The following is a 16,700-nucleotide window of genomic DNA, read 5'->3' as shown; positions in this document are numbered from 1 at the left end:
ATATTTACTTTTGGCTAATGGTTAAAGTAGCTTTAGAAGGAGCGGAGTTTTTCGCATACCACGGCTTTTACCCTGAAGAACAGCTTTTGGGTACTCGCTTTGTTGTTGATATAGAGGTAGCGTTTGACAATGCTTATGATTTCAGTGACGATAAAATAGCCAACACCGTTAACTACGAGGAGCTTTACAATATCGCTAAAGCGGAAATGGGGCATACCCGTAAGCTCATAGAAACAGTTGCGCAATCCATTATCAATGCCGTTATCGCAAGGCACAACTTTGTTAAAACATCATCTGTTACTATCAGAAAAGCAAACCCGGCCCTTGGTGGTCCGGTAAAGAATTCCGTGGTGACCATCAGCTACGCCAAATAGTATTCAAATAATGATCTACAATAAAATAACTGAGCAGCTATTGCAGGAAATAACAGCAATTGTTGGTGCAGATGCCGTGCTGACCTCTCAGGCAGAGATACAGGATTACAGTCATGATGAGACTGAAGACCTGGTTTACTTCCCGGAAGTAGTTGTAAAGCCACAAACAGTGGAAGCAGTATCTGCTTTGATGAGCCTTTGTAACCACAACCTTATCCCGGTGACGCCCCGTGGCGCCGGTACAGGCCTGGCAGGTGGCGCGTTGGCGGTTAATGGCGGTTTGCTGATCTCGATGGAACGGTTTAACAAGATTATTGATATTGACGAAGCTAACTTGCAAGCTATTGTAGAGCCGGGTGTAATTACTGAGGTTTTTATTAATGCGGCTGCGGAGAAAGGATTATTGTACCCCGTAGACCCGGCTAGTAAAGGAAGTTGCTTTATAGGCGGTAATGTGGCTAACTGCAGTGGTGGGCCCAGGGTGGTAAAATATGGTACCATCCGCGAGTATGTGCTAAACCTGGAGGTAGTGCTGCCAAACGGAGAAGTCATCTGGACAGGTGCCAACACGCTTAAATATGCGTCAGGTTATAACCTTACGCAGCTGCTTATAGGTAGCGAAGGCACGTTAGGTATAGTAACCAAGATAGTGACCAAACTGATACCAAAACCTACACAGGACGCTTTAATGCTGGCATCTTTTGCCACCAATGAAGATGCATGTGCAGCGGTGTCTGCAATATTCAGGGCGGGTATAGTTCCTTCTGCACTGGAGTTTATGGAACGCCGAGGGATAGAGTGGGTGATAGAACACGACGGGCTTACCTTCGACCTGAAGGATGGCGTGGAAGCTTTCTTGCTGATAGAAGCTGACGGCTCTGATCTCGAAGCGATCTTTGCCGATTGCGAAAAAATAAACGGTGTGCTGGAGCAGTACAATTGCCAGGATGTGCTTTTTGCTGATTCCGCCGCGCAAAAGGAAGAAATATGGCGCATCAGGCGTACCATGGCAGTCTCAGTAAAGTCTAACTCGATTTATAAGGAGGAAGATACGGTTGTACCCCGCGCCGCCCTGCCAAAGCTGATCAACGGCATAAAGGCTATCGGCAGTAAATACGGGTTCTCATCAGTTTGCTATGGTCATGCCGGTGACGGTAACCTGCATGTGAACATCATCAAAGCCGGCATGAGCGACGAAGACTGGAGTAGCAAGCTTAAAGATGGCATCACCGAAATATTTGAGCTAACGGTAGCATTAGGCGGAACCCTTTCTGGTGAACACGGCATCGGCCTGGTTCAAAAAGATTTTATGCCGCTAAAATACTCTTCGGTGCACTTCGCTTTATGGAAAGGTATAAAACAGGTCTTCGATCCGAACGGAATATTAAATCCGGGTAAGATTTTCTGAAGTTCAAATGAGTTTAATATAAGTTACTGAAGAAAATGTCTTGTCCCAGCAACTTATATTAGAAAGTGCTATTTAATTGCTGTTACTAATTCAAATTCCTTCTTAATTGTATCTGAGTTCTTTGGTTTGAGTTCAAAGTCTAGGTTGCTAGCGCCTTTTGTTGCTATACGGACAATGGATATCGACTTATTTTTCAACTGTTGAAGATTTTCATCCGAAAGCTCGTAGAAAACGACTGCTGCGGTTTTCGTTCCGCCTGTTAAAAATTTGGTTTGAGCATAAGAGCCGTCGGGAGTAAACGGTTTTAGGTCTATTACCGTGTTATCTGTGAATTTTACGTTTGTAATATCGTCTTCTGTAACCGAAAAAGTAGTAGGCCCATTCATAATTTCCACTTTTAAAACCAAGACAAAACTTGTTTTAACTTTCAATGCGTAGGCATATAAGGCCTCTCCGCTAGACATGGTTAAATGAGTGTAAATCCTTTCTTCAGAAGTTTTCCATACTGTGTCGGATTTAATTTTATCTATTTGGGGTTTTTCCAGCTTCTGAGCAAAAAGCGTAGTAACAGAAAGGCAGATTGCAGCGAGAGATAAGGTGAACTTTAACATAAATGTAACAAGGTTATAATGAAGAGACAAAGTTATTAGAAAGAACTGTTTTAACAATTTCTTGTTCTTAAAAAAATTTCAAAAATCATGCAATTATCAGTTTGTATTCAAAATTAGCCTGGGCTCATCGTTGGCTATCATCTTGCTCCGGCCATCTTTGGGAATCGGAACAGATTTATTTGCCGAGTAATCATAACTAATGCAGACTGTTTTACAAGTAGTGCAGATCTCTTCATTGCCTTCTGTAAGCTTCACCAGAACGTGCATTACATCAAAGCTGCTATTGCCAATACGTACTACTCTTACATAGCACATAATCTTATCTTCAATAGTTACAGGCTTTAAGTAGTTGATCTCCGATCTGCCTACAATTATCCCGGTAGTTTTGGTGTCCCAACCTGCAACATTCCTGAAATAGCTGATACGCGCCACCTCAAAATAGGTAAGATATATGGCGTTGTTAACGTGACCTACGGAATCAATATCCGAAAACCGGATGTGAATAGGGGTTTTGTATTTGTAATCTGATAGTTTTTCAGCCATTTTAAGACAGTTTGTCTGTAAGTTTGCTTTGTTCCGGACATATTGGCGTGAATTGCTTCACTAAATGCCGTTGGTATATCACTTGATATAATGGTTACGAAGTTAATAAAACAAAAACTCAGGAGGATATAAAAATGACACTAGTAAAATTTAACAACGGTTTAAAAAGCAATGCTAATCCGTTTTTCACAGATGTATTCGAATCTTTCTTAAACGATTCTTTCATCAGCGACAAATTGGTTACCCGTGTGCCTGCTGTTAACATTGCAGAAAACGATGGCGAGTTCCACATCGAACTTGCAGTACCAGGCTTAAAGAAAGAAGATTTTAAGATTAGCCTTGACAAAAATGTGTTAAGCATTTCAGCCGAAAAGAGATCTGAAAACAACGAAGAAACTAAAAAGTACAGCAAACGCGAATACAGCTACAACTCATTTGTACGCTCATTTACTTTGCCAGAAACAGCCGATTATTCAAAAATCGAAGCTGACTACACCGACGGTATATTGAAACTTACTGTTGCAAAAAGAGAAGAAGCTAAATTTCAGTCACGCGAAATAGCTATTAAATAATTAAAGTGTGTTTTCATAAGTTTGGTTTAGTTGAAGGCCGCCCAGCAATGGGCGGTTTTTTTTTGGAACTATTTGAAAATTTTGGTGTTGAGTACCATATAACCATCATAATAACCAGCATATATGAAGAAATCACAATTGGTATTTTTAGCGGCAGGACTGTTGTTTTTTGCCGCTTGCAAAGGCTCCGGTAGCTCAGCCGATAAAAAAGACAGTTTATCAACTTCTGAAAGCCAGACCAAGCCTGTAAATGGTGGGGCAGACACAAACGTTGTGTCAACAACTCAGTATCAGATTACCAAGCCGGAAGGTTGGAAAAAGTCAGAGAGAACCGCCGGTAAATTTGCGCTACTGATTATTGCAGGTCCAAAAGACGGTGATTTTTCACCGAACATGAATGTGCTGGCAGATGATATGAAGGGTAAAACGATGGCCGAATATATCGACTTTAACTTAAAGCAGATGGAGGCCATGAAGATACAGAACCTGAAAACTGAAGATATAGAGGCAGCTGGTTTAAAAGGTAAAAAGCTAACTTACTCTTATCAATACGGAGGCCGCGACATTGCGATTAACTCGTACATACTTCCTAAAGACAATACAGCTTACGTATTAACCGCCTCTTCGCTTACATCTCAGGTTGGTAAGTATCAGCCGCTGTTTGAATCAGCAGTTCAAAGTTTTAAGCTATTATAATAAAGCTGACGGTGTCCCGGCAACATCAAGGACACCGCCAGTATTTACCGCTAAGCCCTCATGTTAATATATTGCAGCGGCTGGCCAAAATCTTCTGTACGGCACAAGCTTATTACAGCCTGTAAATCGTCGATTTTTTTAGCAGTCACACGCACCTGGTCGTTCATTATAGAGGCTTCAACTTTAAGTTTACTGTCTTTTATCTTTTTCACAACCTTCTTGGCAACTTCTTTATCAATACCCTCCTTTACCTTAATTTCTTTGCGTATCATGTTACCGGAGGCGTATTCCTCTTTTCCAAAGTCAAGCGCTTTGGGGTCAAGTCCCTGTTTCATCATGCGGCTTATGATAGAGTCCTGGATAGCTTTAAGGCGCATATCATTTTCGGTGACTACGGTAAGCTCGTTTGTTTTCTTGTCCAACTCTATTGAGCTTTTAGAACCGTTAAAGTCGTAGCGGTTTAATATTTCCTTTTTTGCGGTGTTAATAGCGTTATCAAGCGTTTGTCCGTCTATCTTGCTTACAATATCAAATGATGGCATAACTGGTGTTTTTTGTGCAAAGCTAATGTAAGTTTTGTATTCCACCATAAACTATAGTGCGGCTAAATGGTTTACCTGCTTTACACACGTTACAATTTCTTAATATTACCTTAATAAATAAATAAGCAGATTTGTGCTTTATGGATACTAAAAACCTTCCACTTGTAAATAGGGAAATAAGCTGGCTATACTTTAACGACAGGGTTTTGCAGGAAGCTGCCGACCCAACTGTACCGCTTATAGAACGTGTGAAGTTTTTAGCTATCTTCTCTTCCAATCTTGATGAGTTTTACCGCGTACGTGTAGCTACGCTTAGCCGCCTGGCCAACCTGAATGAAAAAGCAAAAGAAATATTAGGTTACAACCCTAAAAAGTTGCTTAGTCAGATCAAGAACATAGTAATAAAGCAGGAAAAGAAGTTTAACAACTTATATGAGAATATTATAGTTAAAGAACTTGCTGAAGAAAGAATATTCCTGCTGAACGATAAGCAATTGAACGTTACCCGTGGCGAGTTTGTTAAGGAGTTCTTTAGGGATAAACTACTTTCTACATTGGTTCCCATCATGTTGGATGATGAGTTACCATTCCCCGAATTACGCGACCGCGCTATTTATTTCTTTGTAAAACTTACCCGCGGACGTAAATGCCGCTACGCGCTTATAGAGATACCCGACAATCTTTCACGGTTTTTAGTTCTACCAGACACCAACAAACTGAAATTTATTATCCTTCTGGATGACATCATCAGGTATAGCCTCGAAGATATATTTTTCATTTTTGAGCACGACAGCATAGAGGCGTATTCGATACAGCTTACCCGTGATGCCGAGCTTGACCTGGATAAAGAAGTTAGCGAGAAGTTTATCGATTCGCTTGCTAAAAGCTTACAGAAACGCCGTAAAGGTAAGCCGATGCGGCTCTTATACGACACCGAAATGCCTCCGGACATGCTAGCCCATTTAGTTAAGAAGATGAGACTGCAGGGCGAAAACCTGATTCCGGGCAACAGGTACCACAATTTTAAAAATTTTATCAACTTCCCCAACGTAGGTCGTCCTGAGCTGGAATATTCCAAAACACGCCCGTTGCCGGTGGATGGATTGATGTTTGGCAAAAGCCTTATGAGCATGGTCGCAAAACGCGACTACCTCATTAGCACACCATACCAGTCGTTTGATTACATTATACATTTCCTTCGCGAAGCGGCTATTGATCCGAAAGTTAAGGAGATCAGCATAACGGTTTACCGTCTGGCGGAGAACTCAAAAATTATTTACGCGCTGATAAATGCTGCCAAGAACGGCAAAAAGGTAAACTGCCTGGTAGAGCTGCGTGCCCGGTTTGACGAACAAAACAACATTTATTGGAGCAATAGGCTGGAAGAAGAGGGGGTAAATGTATTGTATGGTATAGACGGGTATAAAGTGCACTCTAAAATATGCCTGGTACAACGGATGGAAAAAGGCAAACCAGCTTATTACGGTTGTTTGTCTACTGGTAACTTTAACGAGAAAACCGCACGCATTTATGCGGATCATACGCTGCTCACATCAAACAAAAAGATCACGGCAGATATGGTAGCTGTGTTTAGGGCCTTAAATAAACTTACCCTCCCAAAAGATCTTAAAAGCCTTATCGTATCACCGATTGACTCACGGCCTGCAATTTACAGGTTGATAGACACGGAGATTAGAAACGCAAAAGCAGGGAAAAAAGCGTACATGATTTTTAAGATGAACAGCCTTGCCGATGAGCAAATGATAGCTAAGCTTTATCAGGCAAGCAATGCAGGGGTGAAAATAAAAATGATCGTTCGCGGAATGTGCTGCCTTATTCCCGGAGTAAAAGGATTTAGTGAGAACATTGAAGTAATAAGCATTGTAGATAAATTTCTGGAACACGCTCGTGTGCACATTTACTGCAACGGAGGAGATGAACTGATATATCTTACCTCGGCCGACTTCATGACACGTAACATAGACAACCGTGTAGAGGTTGGTTTCCCTATTTACGATCCGGTGTTAAAGAAAGAGGTGCGCGACATAATAGATATACAATTGCGCGACAATACCAAGGCCAGGGAACTTACCGGAACCAGCGCTAATAAATATCACAAAACTAATGCAGAGGCCCTTACAAGGTCGCAGATAGATATATACAATTACCTGAAACTTAAAAACGCAACAACTTGAGATACGCTGCAATTGACATAGGATCTAACGCGGTTAGGCTGCTGATAGCAAATATTATAGAGAATAACGGTTCGTACTCGTTTAAAAAGAACACCTTGGTACGTGTGCCGGTGCGCCTTGGTGACGACGCATTTTTGAATGGCCGCATTTCGGTGAAGAAAGCGGATGACCTGGTAAAGACCATGCAGGCGTTTGCGAATTTGATAGATGTTTTTAAGGTAGAACATTATATGGCCTGTGCTACATCAGCTATGCGCGAGGCCGGTAACGGCAGCGAAGTTGTGGCTCAGATAAAAAAAGAGGCTGGAATAGACATAGAGATTGTTGAAGGGGAGAAGGAGGCAAGAATAATATCTGCCAGCCATGCAGAAGTAAATATTGATAAGGATAAAACATACCTGTATATTGATGTAGGCGGTGGTAGCACCGAATTATCGCTGTTCTCCAAAGGCGAGCTGCTGGCTTCACAATCATTTAATTTAGGAACCATTCGTATACTGGACAACCAGGATAAAGAAGAGACTTGGAATGAAATGCGGGAGTTTTTACGCGAACACACACGTCATCACAGGAACATTTTTGGCATAGGTACCGGTGGCAACATTAACAAGCTTTATAAGTTATCCGGCGAGAAAGACGATGCGCCGCTTACCTATCTTAAACTGAAGTCGCTGTATAATTATCTTGATTCATTTTCGATGAAGGACCGCATCAACGTATTAGGGCTCAACCAGGACCGTGCGGACGTTATAATACCGGCTTGCGAAATTTACCTTACTGTGCTTAAATGCGCTAATATCAAGAATATGTATGTGCCAACAGTGGGTATGGTGGACGGAATTATACAGACTTTAATTGAAAAAAATCTAAGTACAAAAGCTTAAAAATTTTTTAACAAATAGTTTATAAATACAAAAACTGTTTTTATATTTGTTGTGCCCGCTCAAAGGGCATGTTTTTCATAGGTAGATGTAGGGTCGAGTACGAGTTATTCGACCCTTTTTTGTGCACTAACTTTTCTTCCGTACGTTTGTTGCCAAGATGATGAGAAAAATTGTAGTTGCAGTTACCGGAGCCAGTGGATCTATTTATGCTAAATTGTTGTTAGACAAGCTTCAGCAGCTACACCAACAGGTGGCAGAAGTGGTTGTAGTAATGTCTGATAATGCAAAGCAGGTGTGGGAATTTGAATTAGATAATACCGCTTATAGCAATTATCCCTTTAAATTCTATGCCAAGAGCGACTTTATGGCTCCGTTCGCCTCCGGCTCAGCAAGGTTTGATACTATGGTAGTGGTGCCCTGCTCTATGGGAACACTCGGTCGCATAGCCTCGGGCGTGTCGGATGACCTGATTACCAGGGCAGCCGATGTCATCCTCAAAGAACGCAGGCGCTTAATACTGGTTGCACGCGATACCCCTCTCAATCTCATCCATATACGAAACATGCAAACGGTGACAGAAGCCGGCGGTATAATTTGCCCAGCTGTACCATCATACTACAGCAAACCCAAGACCATAGAAGATGTCGCGCTCACGGTTGTAAATCGTGTAATCGATCTTATTGGTCTTGAAAATGACAGTTACCGCTGGAGCGAAGATAACTAAGCACCGATGCTCGACGGGTAGTACGCTGTTCGATCTTGAAGCATCGATTGTTAAAGCAAAGTCGCTTTTAGCTTTGGTGTTTAGGGTTTCAGCACAAATACTTATCTTTGCGGCCTGAAAATGAACAAGAAGGTTGCTTTTTATACACTTGGCTGCAAGCTAAATTACTCGGAGACATCGTCTATCGGGCGCATGTTTAACGAGGCTGGCTTTCAAACAGTTGATTTCACCAACACTCCGGATGTTTATGTTATAAACACCTGCTCGGTGACCGAAAATGCTGACAAGAAGTGCAGGAAGATTGTTAAAGAAGCGCTTAAAATATCCCCAAACGCGCATGTGACCATTGTGGGTTGCTATGCTCAATTGAAACCTGCCGAAATATCAAATATACCCGGTGTAGATATGGTATTGGGTGCTGCAGAGAAGTTCAGGATAGTAGAATATCTTACCGATCTAACTAAGAATCCTAAAACAGTTGTTTACAATCAGCCGGTAACACAAGCCAATGAGTTTGTTCCATCATTTTCTATTGGCGACCGTACACGTACTTTCTTAAAAGTGCAGGATGGCTGCGATTATAGCTGTTCTTTTTGCACTATACCTTTAGCACGTGGCGCAAGCCGCAGCGATACCATTGAGCATGCAATAACGCAAGCTTATGAAATTGCAGCTTCTGGCGTTAAGGAGATTGTTTTGACAGGGGTTAATCTGGGAGATTTTGGTATTCGCAATGGCAACCGTGAAGATCGCTTCTTTGATCTGGTAAAAGCCCTTGACGAGGTTGAAGGCATAGACCGCATACGTATATCGTCAATAGAGCCAAACTTGCTTAGCGACGAGATAATAGAGTTTGTATCAACGTCAAAAAGGTTTGTGCCTCACTTTCATATTCCGCTGCAATCTGGCTCAGACAAAATACTGGGTCTTATGCGCAGGCGTTACAAAAGAGAACTGTACGCAAGCCGTGTAGCGAAGATAAAAGAAGCTATGCCGGACTGCTGTATTGGTGTGGATGTTATTGTAGGTTTCCCCGGCGAAACAAGAGAGGACTTTGTAGATACTTACAACTTCCTTAACAACTTAGATGTATCCTACCTGCACGTTTTTACTTACTCTGAAAGAGACAATACACTTGCTGCCGGGATGACTGGTACAGTGCCAGGATCAACCCGTGCCGACAGAAGCAAAATGCTGCACATCCTGAGTGATAAGAAACGCCGTTCATTCTATGAAAGCCAGCTTAATAAAAGCGATGAAGTGCTATTCGAAGGAGATATAAAGGATGGCTTTATGCATGGCTTTACACGCAATTATGTAAAGGTAAAAACCAAGTACGATCCTGTACTGGTAAATGAACTTAAGACAGTTCACCTAACGCAAATATCACCCGACGGTGATGTTGAAATAACCGAAAGCGCAGAAATATTAGCTCATTAAAGCTATATTCGCCTTTACAAATACCTGCTATGTTTCCAACGCTCACTTCGCTTATAGAATATTTAACCGGCTTACACTTACCACTTCCTATACAAACATTTGGGTTTTTTGTAGCTATTGCCTTTATGGGTGCTTATTGGGCCTTTACACAGGAGTTTAAACGGAAAGAAGAAGCCGGATACATTCGTACATTTAAAAAGACTATTATCGTAGGTGCTCCTGTATCTGCCGCAGAGCTAATAGGCAATGGTTTGTTCGGCTTTATATTCGGTTATAAAGTTGTAGATGCTGCGTTTCACTACAACGAAATGATAAATGATTCGCAAGCATTCCTGTTGTCCCTTCGTGGTAACTGGATTGGCGGCATTTTGCTGGGTGCGGGTATGGCGTATTGGGCTTATTACGAAAACAAGAAACAAGTATTAACCAAGCCGGAACAGCAGGAGGTTACCGTTCATCCATATGAACTGATGGGCAACATTTTGCTATGGGCAGCTATCTGGGGGTTTGCGGGTGCGAAATTGTTTAACGCGCTCGAGAACTGGGGCGAGTTTATGCGCGACCCTGTCGGCATGCTAATCGGTTTTAGTGGTTTAACTTTTTATGGTGGACTTATCTGCGGTGGTGCGGCGGTATTATATATTGCCAATAAACATGGCGTAAAGCCGCTGGACATGCTCGACATTGGCGCTGCAGGTATGATGCTTGCTTACGGTCTCGGCCGTATAGGCTGCCAGATGGCCGGTGACGGTGACTGGGGCATCCCTAACCTTAAACCAAAACCAATCTGGTTTAGCTGGGCACCCGACTGGATGTGGTCATTCAGCTATCCGCATAACGTGAACGAGTCTGACCCGGGCAATCATATTCCTGGTTGTGTAGGCAAATTCTGTAATCAGCTTACTTTACCGGTATATCCAACGCCTTTTTACGAATGTGTGGTTTGCTTACTATTATTCCTGTTCATCTGGTCTATCCGCAAAAAGGTTAAAGCACCAGGCGCACTGTTTGGTATATACATGATATTAGCCGGTATAGAGCGCTTTATGGTAGAACTGATACGTGTAAATACCCGTTACAATGTTGGTGGCCTGTCTTTCACCCAAGCAGAACTTATATCTGTAATCATGGTGTTAGGCGGTACTGCCTTAATTTACTTTGGCAATCAGCGGTACAAAAACCATAAGGTAGCTAATGCCTGAAGGTTTGTGGCATAAGGTTAAGAATAACGAAGTAATGCGCTTCCTGCTATCTGCCGGTGCGGGTTTCTTAGTTGATGCATCTACTTTCTATTTGTTATATCACCACGTATTTACACAGAAAACATACAAGTTCACCGCTTTTACCATGCGGAATGCAACCTTGTCGCTGGCGATTTCTTACTGCTTAGGCGTAGCTATCAACTTCACACTTACCAAGTACATGGTGTTTACCGGTTCAAAATCATCATCCAGTAAGCAGTTCAGTCGTTTTTTTGCAGTGGCGGTGATCGGGTTTATAGCTAATCTTGCTATACTAAAGGTATTAATACAGGTGTTAGATATTTACCCACCTGTAGCACGTATTGGCGCTGCTTTGAGCTTGTTTGTGGCAAGCTTTTTTATACACAAAGTATTTTCATTCAGTCTATCAATAAAACACAAACGCAGTCATGACACTCAATCGAATCATCGGGAACGTAACTGAAATAGCAAAAGAAGCAGGCGCTTTTATCCGGCAGGAGCGGCTTAGCTTTGACGCTGATAAAATAGAGTACAAAGGCTTAAATGACCTTGTATCGTACGTTGATAAAGGTGCCGAGCAAAAGATAGTGGCCGGACTGGAAAAAGTTTTACCGGAAGCCGGCTTTATCACCGAGGAAAAAACCACAACCAAAGTAGGCGAGACCTATAACTGGATTATCGACCCGTTAGATGGTACAACCAACTTTATTCATGGCTTACCGGTGTACTCGGTAAGTATTGGTTTGCAAAAGAACGACGAACTGGTGCTTGGGGTGGTATATGAAATAAATCAGGATGAATGCTTTTACGCCCATACCGATTCGCCTGCATACCTGAACGGAAAAGAGATACGGGTAAGTAATAAGGCAAAGGTTGCGGACAGCCTGATTGCTACTGGTTTCCCATATTATGATTTTAGCAAGCAACAAGTTTATATAGATCTTTTTGCCGACCTAATGCGCAACTGCCATGGTTTACGTCGTCTAGGTTCTGCCGCAGTCGATCTGGCTTATACAGCTTGTGGTAGGTTCGAGGGTTATTACGAATACAATCTTAATCCCTGGGATATAGCAGGAGGTATTGTAATTTTAAAACAAGCCGGTGGCGACGTAGTAAACTTTAAAGGTGGGAGTGAAGTGGTAAACACTAGTGAACTGTTGGCTACCAACGGCAAAATAACTGCTGAAATGCTGGATTACATCAACAAGTACTTTAAAGATTGATCAATAAAAATGTGCTTAAATAAGAAAGCCGGTTGATTGATCAACCGGCTTTCTTATTTTATCTTAAGGATCAGTTATAAGGCTTCAGATACAACTTCGGTTACTTCAGGTACCATACGTTTCAACAGGTTTTCTATACCGGCTTTTAATGTTACGGTAGAAGATGGGCATCCGCTGCATGATCCGCGAAGCTCTACAGTTACAACACCTTCGTCAAAAGAACGGTAGCTTATAGCACCGCCGTCTTGCTCAACAGCCGGGCGAACATAGTCGTTCAATATTTGTTGAATTTTTATTTCTGTATCCGTACCTTCAAACTCCACCTCACCGGTTTGCTCAATTTCCTGTACTTTCAGTTCTGATTCTACTGCGCCTTTTACAAACTCCTTAAGTATGGCTTCAATATCGTCCCACTCAGTACCTTCTGTTTTTGTAACGGTAACAAAATTGCTGGCGAAGAATACACCATTTACAAAAGAAAACTTGTACAATTCTTTAGCAAAAGGAGACTTTTCGGCACTTTCTCTTGTGGCGTAATCCACGCTGCCATTAATAAGCAACTTGTTCACAATGAACTTCATGGTTGCCGGGTTAGGGGTAGATTCGGTATATACGTTAATATTCATTATCTGCTATTTTATATGAACAAATGTAATCAGCTTTTTTATTGCTAGTGTCTTCAAAACTTAGTTTTACGCCTTGCTGACAGAGGATCTTGAACTTCTAACAACTTAAATGCCTGTATAATTATGCGGTGAAATTCCCTTTAGTTCTTCTTTAACGCTCGCAGATAACTCTAAAGTATTAACAAACTCCGCAATGGTATTTGCGTTCACCTGTGTGTTGGTACGAGTGAGCTCTTTTAAAGCTTCATATGGGTTGGGGTATCCCTCGCGTCTTAGAATCGTTTGTATAGCTTCTGCAACTACCGCCCAGTTGGCGTCAAGGTCGTCGTTAATGGCTGTTTGGTTGAGCAGCAATTTATTAAGGCCTTTAATGGTAGATTTCAATGCTATTAAGGTATGAGCAACTGGCACACCGATATTACGCAGCACAGTAGAGTCGGTAAGGTCGCGTTGCAGGCGTGATATCGGCAGTTTTGCAGCAAGATGCTCGAACATGGCATTGGCGATACCCAGGTTGCCCTCGCTGTTCTCGAAGTCAATCGGATTTACCTTGTGTGGCATTGCCGATGAACCTATCTCACCAGCTTTTATCTTCTGCTTAAAATAATTCATAGATATATAGGTCCACATGTCGCGGTCCAGATCTATGATAATGTTGTTTATTCTTTTCAGCGCATCGCATTGTGCAGCAAAATTGTCGTAGTGCTCTATCTGGGTGGTAAACTGCGAACGGTGAAGGCCAAGCACATCATTTACAAAGTGGTTACCAAAAGCTTTCCAGTCAGTATCAGGGTAAGCAACTTTGTGTGCGTTGAAGTTACCTGTGGCACCGCCAAATTTTGCCGAGTAAGGCACTGCGCGCAACAGGTGCAGCTGATTGATCAATCTTTCTACAAAAACTTCTATTTCTTTCCCCAAACGGGTTGGCGAAGCTGGCTGCCCATGGGTATGTGCAAGCAGCGGCACAGTTGCCCACTCCGCAGCATAGTGCCTCAGCACATCAATAAGACTGTGCAACTGCGGGATATAAACATCATGTATAGCCGCCTTAAACGAATAAGGTATAGCTGTGTTGTTGATATCCTGGGAGGTTAACCCGAAATGGATAAACTCCTTAAAAGCTGAAAGCCCCAGCTCGTCGAACTTCTTTTTTATAAAATATTCTACAGCCTTAACATCATGGTTGGTTGTTGTCTCAATCTCCTTAATCGATGCTGCATCATCTTCAGTAAAATTGCGGTAAACATCCCTTAATAGTTCAGTTTTACCATTATCGTAGCCGTCTAGCTGCTTTACTGGTAGCTGATATAATGCAATAAAGTATTCAACTTCTACAAATACCCGGTATTTTATAAGAGCGAATTCAGAAAAATAAGCTGCAAGATCAGCAGTTGAATTACGGTAGCGGCCGTCAACGGGAGAGATGGCGGTTAAGGAATTTAATTCCATGTATAAAGTTTTTGCAAAGATAATCAAATAAAGAACGTGCGGCGATTTAGATGAATTTGTCTTTAACAAGTATTTTTGTCCGGAAACTTTGAAATCTAAAAATGTTTCCATAGTTTTGACCATTGAAGTCAATGAGTCAACAAGAACGAATAACACAAGGAAGTTTAGAGCTGTTTCTACAGGCAGGTATCAAGAGCGTTACTATGGACGATATTGCCCGCCATTTGGGGATGTCTAAGAAAACCATTTACCAGTTTTTTAGTGACAAAAATGAATTGGTGATTGCTTTGATTAAGGCTAAATTAAAGGAGGATGAGGACCAGATGACGGCCATAATCAACAGCTCCGCCAATGTTATTGAAGAGATGATTAATATGATGAAATGTTCTGAAGAGATCTTCTCCAGAATAAATCCCATTATTTTTCATGATCTGCAAAAATATCATCCTGATGCGTGGGCCGAATTTCAGCGCTTCAAATCAGAAGTTATAACCAATAAACTGGAAGAACTAATTATTAAAGGTATTGAACAGGGCTGTATGAGAGAAGACCTGGATGTTAAAATTATTGCCAGGATGCGGGTGAACCAGGTGGAGATGGGTTTTAATACTCAGATCTTCCCGATAGGCCAATTTAATACCTGGAAGGTACAGATGCAATTACAGGAGCATTTTAACTACGGCATTTGTACCCTAAAGGGGCATAAGTTGCTTGATCAATACAAAACAGAACATGCAATTTTATAAAAAGCCTGCTGACATAAGGCTGTCAATAAATACCTTCTTTTTGCACAAACAACATAAACAGACCTATCATATAAATACAATGAAACGAATACTCTTAATAATTAGCTGTGTAGCAGCCGGCTTTACAGCACGGGCGCAAACACAGCAAACGCCCCGCACCTTTAACTTCAGTGTGCAGGAGGCAGTAGATTACGCACTGTCACATAAGGACACTGCTATAAACGCTGGCTTGGACGTTAAAAGCGCCGATTACCGGGTGAAAGAAATTATTGGACAGGGCTTCCCGCAGATAAGTGGAGCAGCTACTTTCCAGGATTATCTTAAAGTCCCTACAACATTGCTTCCGGGCGAGTTTTTTGGTCAGCCCGCAGGAACGTTCATTCCTGTAAAGTTTGGTGTTAAATATCAATCTAATCTTGCACTAACTCTTAGTCAGCTACTTTTTGACCCAAGTTACATCATCGGTTTGCAGGGACGTAAAACGTACAAAGAACTTTACGAACGCAGCTATCAAAATACACGAATTGACATCACTGCCAAGGTTACAAAGGCTTACTACCAGGTACTGGTGAGCAACGAACAGGTAAAACTGCTTGACGCCAACATTGCACAACTATCTGAACAGGTAAAACAAACCACTGCCCAAAACAAACAGGGCTTTGTAGAGAAAATAGATGTCGATCGTATTTCTGTTCAGTATAATAACCTGGTAACAACCCGCGAGAACACATTAAGGCTACTTGCCCTGAATTATCAGTTGCTTAAGTTCCAGCTAGGGATGAGTGCCGATGACGTGTTAACACTTAGAGATGATCTGACCAGTGTTCCTCTTGAACAGAACGTGGCTGAAACGTTAACAGACAGCACATTTTATAAGAACAGGATAGAATACAAGTTAAGTGAAAGTAATCTAAAGCTTACTGAGTTCGACCTTAGGCGTCAAAAAGCGCAGTTCTTGCCTACTTTAAGTGCCAATGCCAGTTACGCATCATCATACCAGAACAACAGCTTTGGTAATTTATATTCTACCAGCTTTCCATCAAGCTACATTGGCTTAACGTTGAATGTACCAATATTTAGTGGTTTCCAGCGTACTAACCGGGTTAAACAAGCCGCCATTGTGGTTGAAAAAAATCGCAACCTGTTAAATGGCCTTAAAAATGGTTTAACGCTACAGGCGGAATCTGCAAGGATCATGTACTTTAATAGTATTCAGTCTCTTAATAATCAAAAGCGTAACCAGGATCTAGCCAGGGAAGTATTAAGGGTTTCTAAAATTAAGTATCAGCAGGGGGTAGGTTCCAGCATTGAGGTTACGCAGGCGCAAACCGCTTTGGAGACCGCTGATAACCAATACATACAAAGCCTTTATGATGCATTGGTGAGCCGCGTGGATTTGAACAGGGCTTACGGGAAAATTCAGTAATAAACTAAAACATTATAC

The 16,700-nt window shown here is 41.9% G+C and carries 18 protein-coding genes; 13 read left to right on the top strand and 5 right to left on the bottom strand.

Going from position 1 to position 16,700, the window contains the following annotated elements:
- Positions 1-17 precede the first annotated feature (17 nt).
- Both folB and AC59GT_RS08770 read left to right on the top strand, forming a co-directional pair.
- Positions 18-374 carry a dihydroneopterin aldolase gene (folB, locus tag AC59GT_RS08775; RefSeq protein ID WP_497237284.1) on the top strand — a complete coding sequence of 119 codons (357 nt, stop codon included), beginning with the start codon at positions 18-20 and terminating at the stop codon, positions 372-374.
- 10 nt (positions 375-384) lie between these two features.
- A complete protein-coding gene (locus AC59GT_RS08770; RefSeq protein WP_497237283.1) occupies positions 385-1,782 on the top strand; it encodes an FAD-binding oxidoreductase in 1,398 nt (465 codons plus the stop codon).
- Between the two features lie 68 nt (positions 1,783-1,850).
- Here the strand turns inward: AC59GT_RS08770 and AC59GT_RS08765 are convergent, their stop codons facing one another.
- Positions 1,851-2,393, bottom strand: a complete 543-nt coding sequence (locus tag AC59GT_RS08765; RefSeq protein WP_497237282.1) for a hypothetical protein — start codon at positions 2,391-2,393, stop codon at positions 1,851-1,853.
- 96 nt (positions 2,394-2,489) lie between these two features.
- Positions 2,490-2,936 carry an acyl-CoA thioesterase gene (locus AC59GT_RS08760; protein ID WP_497237281.1) on the bottom strand — a complete coding sequence of 149 codons (447 nt, stop codon included), beginning with the start codon at positions 2,934-2,936 and terminating at the stop codon, positions 2,490-2,492.
- 134 nt (positions 2,937-3,070) lie between these two features.
- Here AC59GT_RS08760 and AC59GT_RS08755 point away from each other — a divergent pair, with 134 nt between their 5' ends.
- A complete protein-coding gene (locus AC59GT_RS08755) occupies positions 3,071-3,508 on the top strand; it encodes an Hsp20/alpha crystallin family protein (protein ID WP_497237280.1) in 438 nt (145 codons plus the stop codon).
- A 123-nt stretch (positions 3,509-3,631) separates the two neighbouring features.
- Entirely contained in the window at positions 3,632-4,204 is a 573-nt protein-coding gene (locus tag AC59GT_RS08750; RefSeq protein WP_497237279.1) for a hypothetical protein, read from the top strand.
- A 50-nt stretch (positions 4,205-4,254) separates the two neighbouring features.
- On the opposite strand, the gene AC59GT_RS08745 is transcribed toward AC59GT_RS08750, so the two are convergent.
- The gene (locus tag AC59GT_RS08745; RefSeq protein ID WP_117382935.1) at positions 4,255-4,746 is read right to left on the bottom strand and encodes a YajQ family cyclic di-GMP-binding protein; all 492 of its coding nucleotides are present in this window, start codon (positions 4,744-4,746) and stop codon (positions 4,255-4,257) included.
- A 140-nt stretch (positions 4,747-4,886) separates the two neighbouring features.
- Between AC59GT_RS08745 and ppk1 the strand changes: the two genes are divergently transcribed.
- From ppk1 to AC59GT_RS08710, 7 genes are all read left to right on the top strand, one after another.
- Positions 4,887-6,941 carry a polyphosphate kinase 1 gene (ppk1, locus tag AC59GT_RS08740; RefSeq protein ID WP_497237278.1) on the top strand — a complete coding sequence of 685 codons (2,055 nt, stop codon included), beginning with the start codon at positions 4,887-4,889 and terminating at the stop codon, positions 6,939-6,941.
- Entirely contained in the window at positions 6,938-7,825 is an 888-nt protein-coding gene (locus AC59GT_RS08735) for a Ppx/GppA phosphatase family protein (RefSeq protein WP_497237277.1), read from the top strand. Before ppk1 ends, AC59GT_RS08735 begins: the two co-directional genes overlap by 4 nt.
- Before the next feature lie 157 nt (positions 7,826-7,982).
- Complete coding sequence (locus tag AC59GT_RS08730; protein ID WP_497237276.1) at positions 7,983-8,549, top strand: UbiX family flavin prenyltransferase; 567 nt, start codon at positions 7,983-7,985, stop codon at positions 8,547-8,549.
- Positions 8,550-8,669: 120 nt separating this feature from the next.
- Positions 8,670-9,989, top strand: coding sequence for a tRNA (N(6)-L-threonylcarbamoyladenosine(37)-C(2))-methylthiotransferase MtaB (mtaB, locus tag AC59GT_RS08725; RefSeq protein WP_497237275.1), 1,320 nt, complete (start codon positions 8,670-8,672; stop codon positions 9,987-9,989).
- 29 nt (positions 9,990-10,018) lie between these two features.
- Positions 10,019-11,191: a prolipoprotein diacylglyceryl transferase gene (locus AC59GT_RS08720; protein WP_497237274.1), complete on the top strand. Its 1,173-nt coding sequence runs from the start codon at positions 10,019-10,021 to the stop codon at positions 11,189-11,191.
- A complete protein-coding gene (locus tag AC59GT_RS08715) occupies positions 11,184-11,675 on the top strand; it encodes a GtrA family protein (protein WP_497237273.1) in 492 nt (163 codons plus the stop codon). Before AC59GT_RS08720 ends, AC59GT_RS08715 begins: the two co-directional genes overlap by 8 nt.
- Positions 11,641-12,435, top strand: a complete 795-nt coding sequence (locus AC59GT_RS08710) for an inositol monophosphatase family protein (RefSeq protein ID WP_497237272.1) — start codon at positions 11,641-11,643, stop codon at positions 12,433-12,435. Before AC59GT_RS08715 ends, AC59GT_RS08710 begins: the two co-directional genes overlap by 35 nt.
- A 74-nt stretch (positions 12,436-12,509) precedes the next feature.
- Here AC59GT_RS08710 and AC59GT_RS08705 read toward each other — a convergent pair whose 3' ends face one another.
- Entirely contained in the window at positions 12,510-13,061 is a 552-nt protein-coding gene (locus tag AC59GT_RS08705) for a NifU family protein (protein ID WP_117381529.1), read from the bottom strand.
- A gap of 105 nt (positions 13,062-13,166) precedes the next feature.
- A complete protein-coding gene (gene purB / locus AC59GT_RS08700) occupies positions 13,167-14,510 on the bottom strand; it encodes an adenylosuccinate lyase (protein WP_497237271.1) in 1,344 nt (447 codons plus the stop codon).
- A gap of 131 nt (positions 14,511-14,641) precedes the next feature.
- On the opposite strand from purB, the gene AC59GT_RS08695 reads away from it, so the two are divergent.
- On the top strand, positions 14,642-15,256 hold the full coding sequence (locus AC59GT_RS08695; protein ID WP_497237270.1) for a TetR/AcrR family transcriptional regulator: 615 nt from the start codon (positions 14,642-14,644) through the stop codon (positions 15,254-15,256).
- A 79-nt stretch (positions 15,257-15,335) separates the two neighbouring features.
- Positions 15,336-16,682 carry a TolC family protein gene (locus AC59GT_RS08690; RefSeq protein ID WP_497237269.1) on the top strand — a complete coding sequence of 449 codons (1,347 nt, stop codon included), beginning with the start codon at positions 15,336-15,338 and terminating at the stop codon, positions 16,680-16,682.
- Positions 16,683-16,700: the final 18 nt, after the last annotated feature.

Source organism: Mucilaginibacter sp. 320_HR, assembly GCF_059691875.1.
Note: the sequence above shows the minus strand (reverse complement) of the source record. Positions and strands in the feature narration are given on the sequence as shown.

What these genes read in the sequence shown, in the direction of transcription:
- folB (WP_497237284.1), top strand. Translation starts at nt 18, where the DNA reads ATGGTTAAAGTAGCTTTAGAAGGAGCGGAGTTTTTCGCATACCACGGC.
- AC59GT_RS08770 (WP_497237283.1), top strand. Translation starts at nt 385, where the DNA reads ATGATCTACAATAAAATAACTGAGCAGCTATTGCAGGAAATAACAGCA.
- AC59GT_RS08765 (WP_497237282.1), bottom strand. Translation starts at nt 2,393, where the DNA reads ATGTTAAAGTTCACCTTATCTCTCGCTGCAATCTGCCTTTCTGTTACT.
- AC59GT_RS08760 (WP_497237281.1), bottom strand. Translation starts at nt 2,936, where the DNA reads ATGGCTGAAAAACTATCAGATTACAAATACAAAACCCCTATTCACATC.
- AC59GT_RS08755 (WP_497237280.1), top strand. Translation starts at nt 3,071, where the DNA reads ATGACACTAGTAAAATTTAACAACGGTTTAAAAAGCAATGCTAATCCG.
- AC59GT_RS08750 (WP_497237279.1), top strand. Translation starts at nt 3,632, where the DNA reads ATGAAGAAATCACAATTGGTATTTTTAGCGGCAGGACTGTTGTTTTTT.
- AC59GT_RS08745 (WP_117382935.1), bottom strand. Translation starts at nt 4,746, where the DNA reads ATGCCATCATTTGATATTGTAAGCAAGATAGACGGACAAACGCTTGAT.
- ppk1 (WP_497237278.1), top strand. Translation starts at nt 4,887, where the DNA reads ATGGATACTAAAAACCTTCCACTTGTAAATAGGGAAATAAGCTGGCTA.
- AC59GT_RS08730 (WP_497237276.1), top strand. Translation starts at nt 7,983, where the DNA reads ATGATGAGAAAAATTGTAGTTGCAGTTACCGGAGCCAGTGGATCTATT.
- mtaB (WP_497237275.1), top strand. Translation starts at nt 8,670, where the DNA reads ATGAACAAGAAGGTTGCTTTTTATACACTTGGCTGCAAGCTAAATTAC.
- AC59GT_RS08720 (WP_497237274.1), top strand. Translation starts at nt 10,019, where the DNA reads ATGTTTCCAACGCTCACTTCGCTTATAGAATATTTAACCGGCTTACAC.
- AC59GT_RS08715 (WP_497237273.1), top strand. Translation starts at nt 11,184, where the DNA reads ATGCCTGAAGGTTTGTGGCATAAGGTTAAGAATAACGAAGTAATGCGC.
- AC59GT_RS08710 (WP_497237272.1), top strand. Translation starts at nt 11,641, where the DNA reads ATGACACTCAATCGAATCATCGGGAACGTAACTGAAATAGCAAAAGAA.
- AC59GT_RS08705 (WP_117381529.1), bottom strand. Translation starts at nt 13,061, where the DNA reads ATGAATATTAACGTATATACCGAATCTACCCCTAACCCGGCAACCATG.
- purB (WP_497237271.1), bottom strand. Translation starts at nt 14,510, where the DNA reads ATGGAATTAAATTCCTTAACCGCCATCTCTCCCGTTGACGGCCGCTAC.
- AC59GT_RS08695 (WP_497237270.1), top strand. Translation starts at nt 14,642, where the DNA reads ATGAGTCAACAAGAACGAATAACACAAGGAAGTTTAGAGCTGTTTCTA.
- AC59GT_RS08690 (WP_497237269.1), top strand. Translation starts at nt 15,336, where the DNA reads ATGAAACGAATACTCTTAATAATTAGCTGTGTAGCAGCCGGCTTTACA.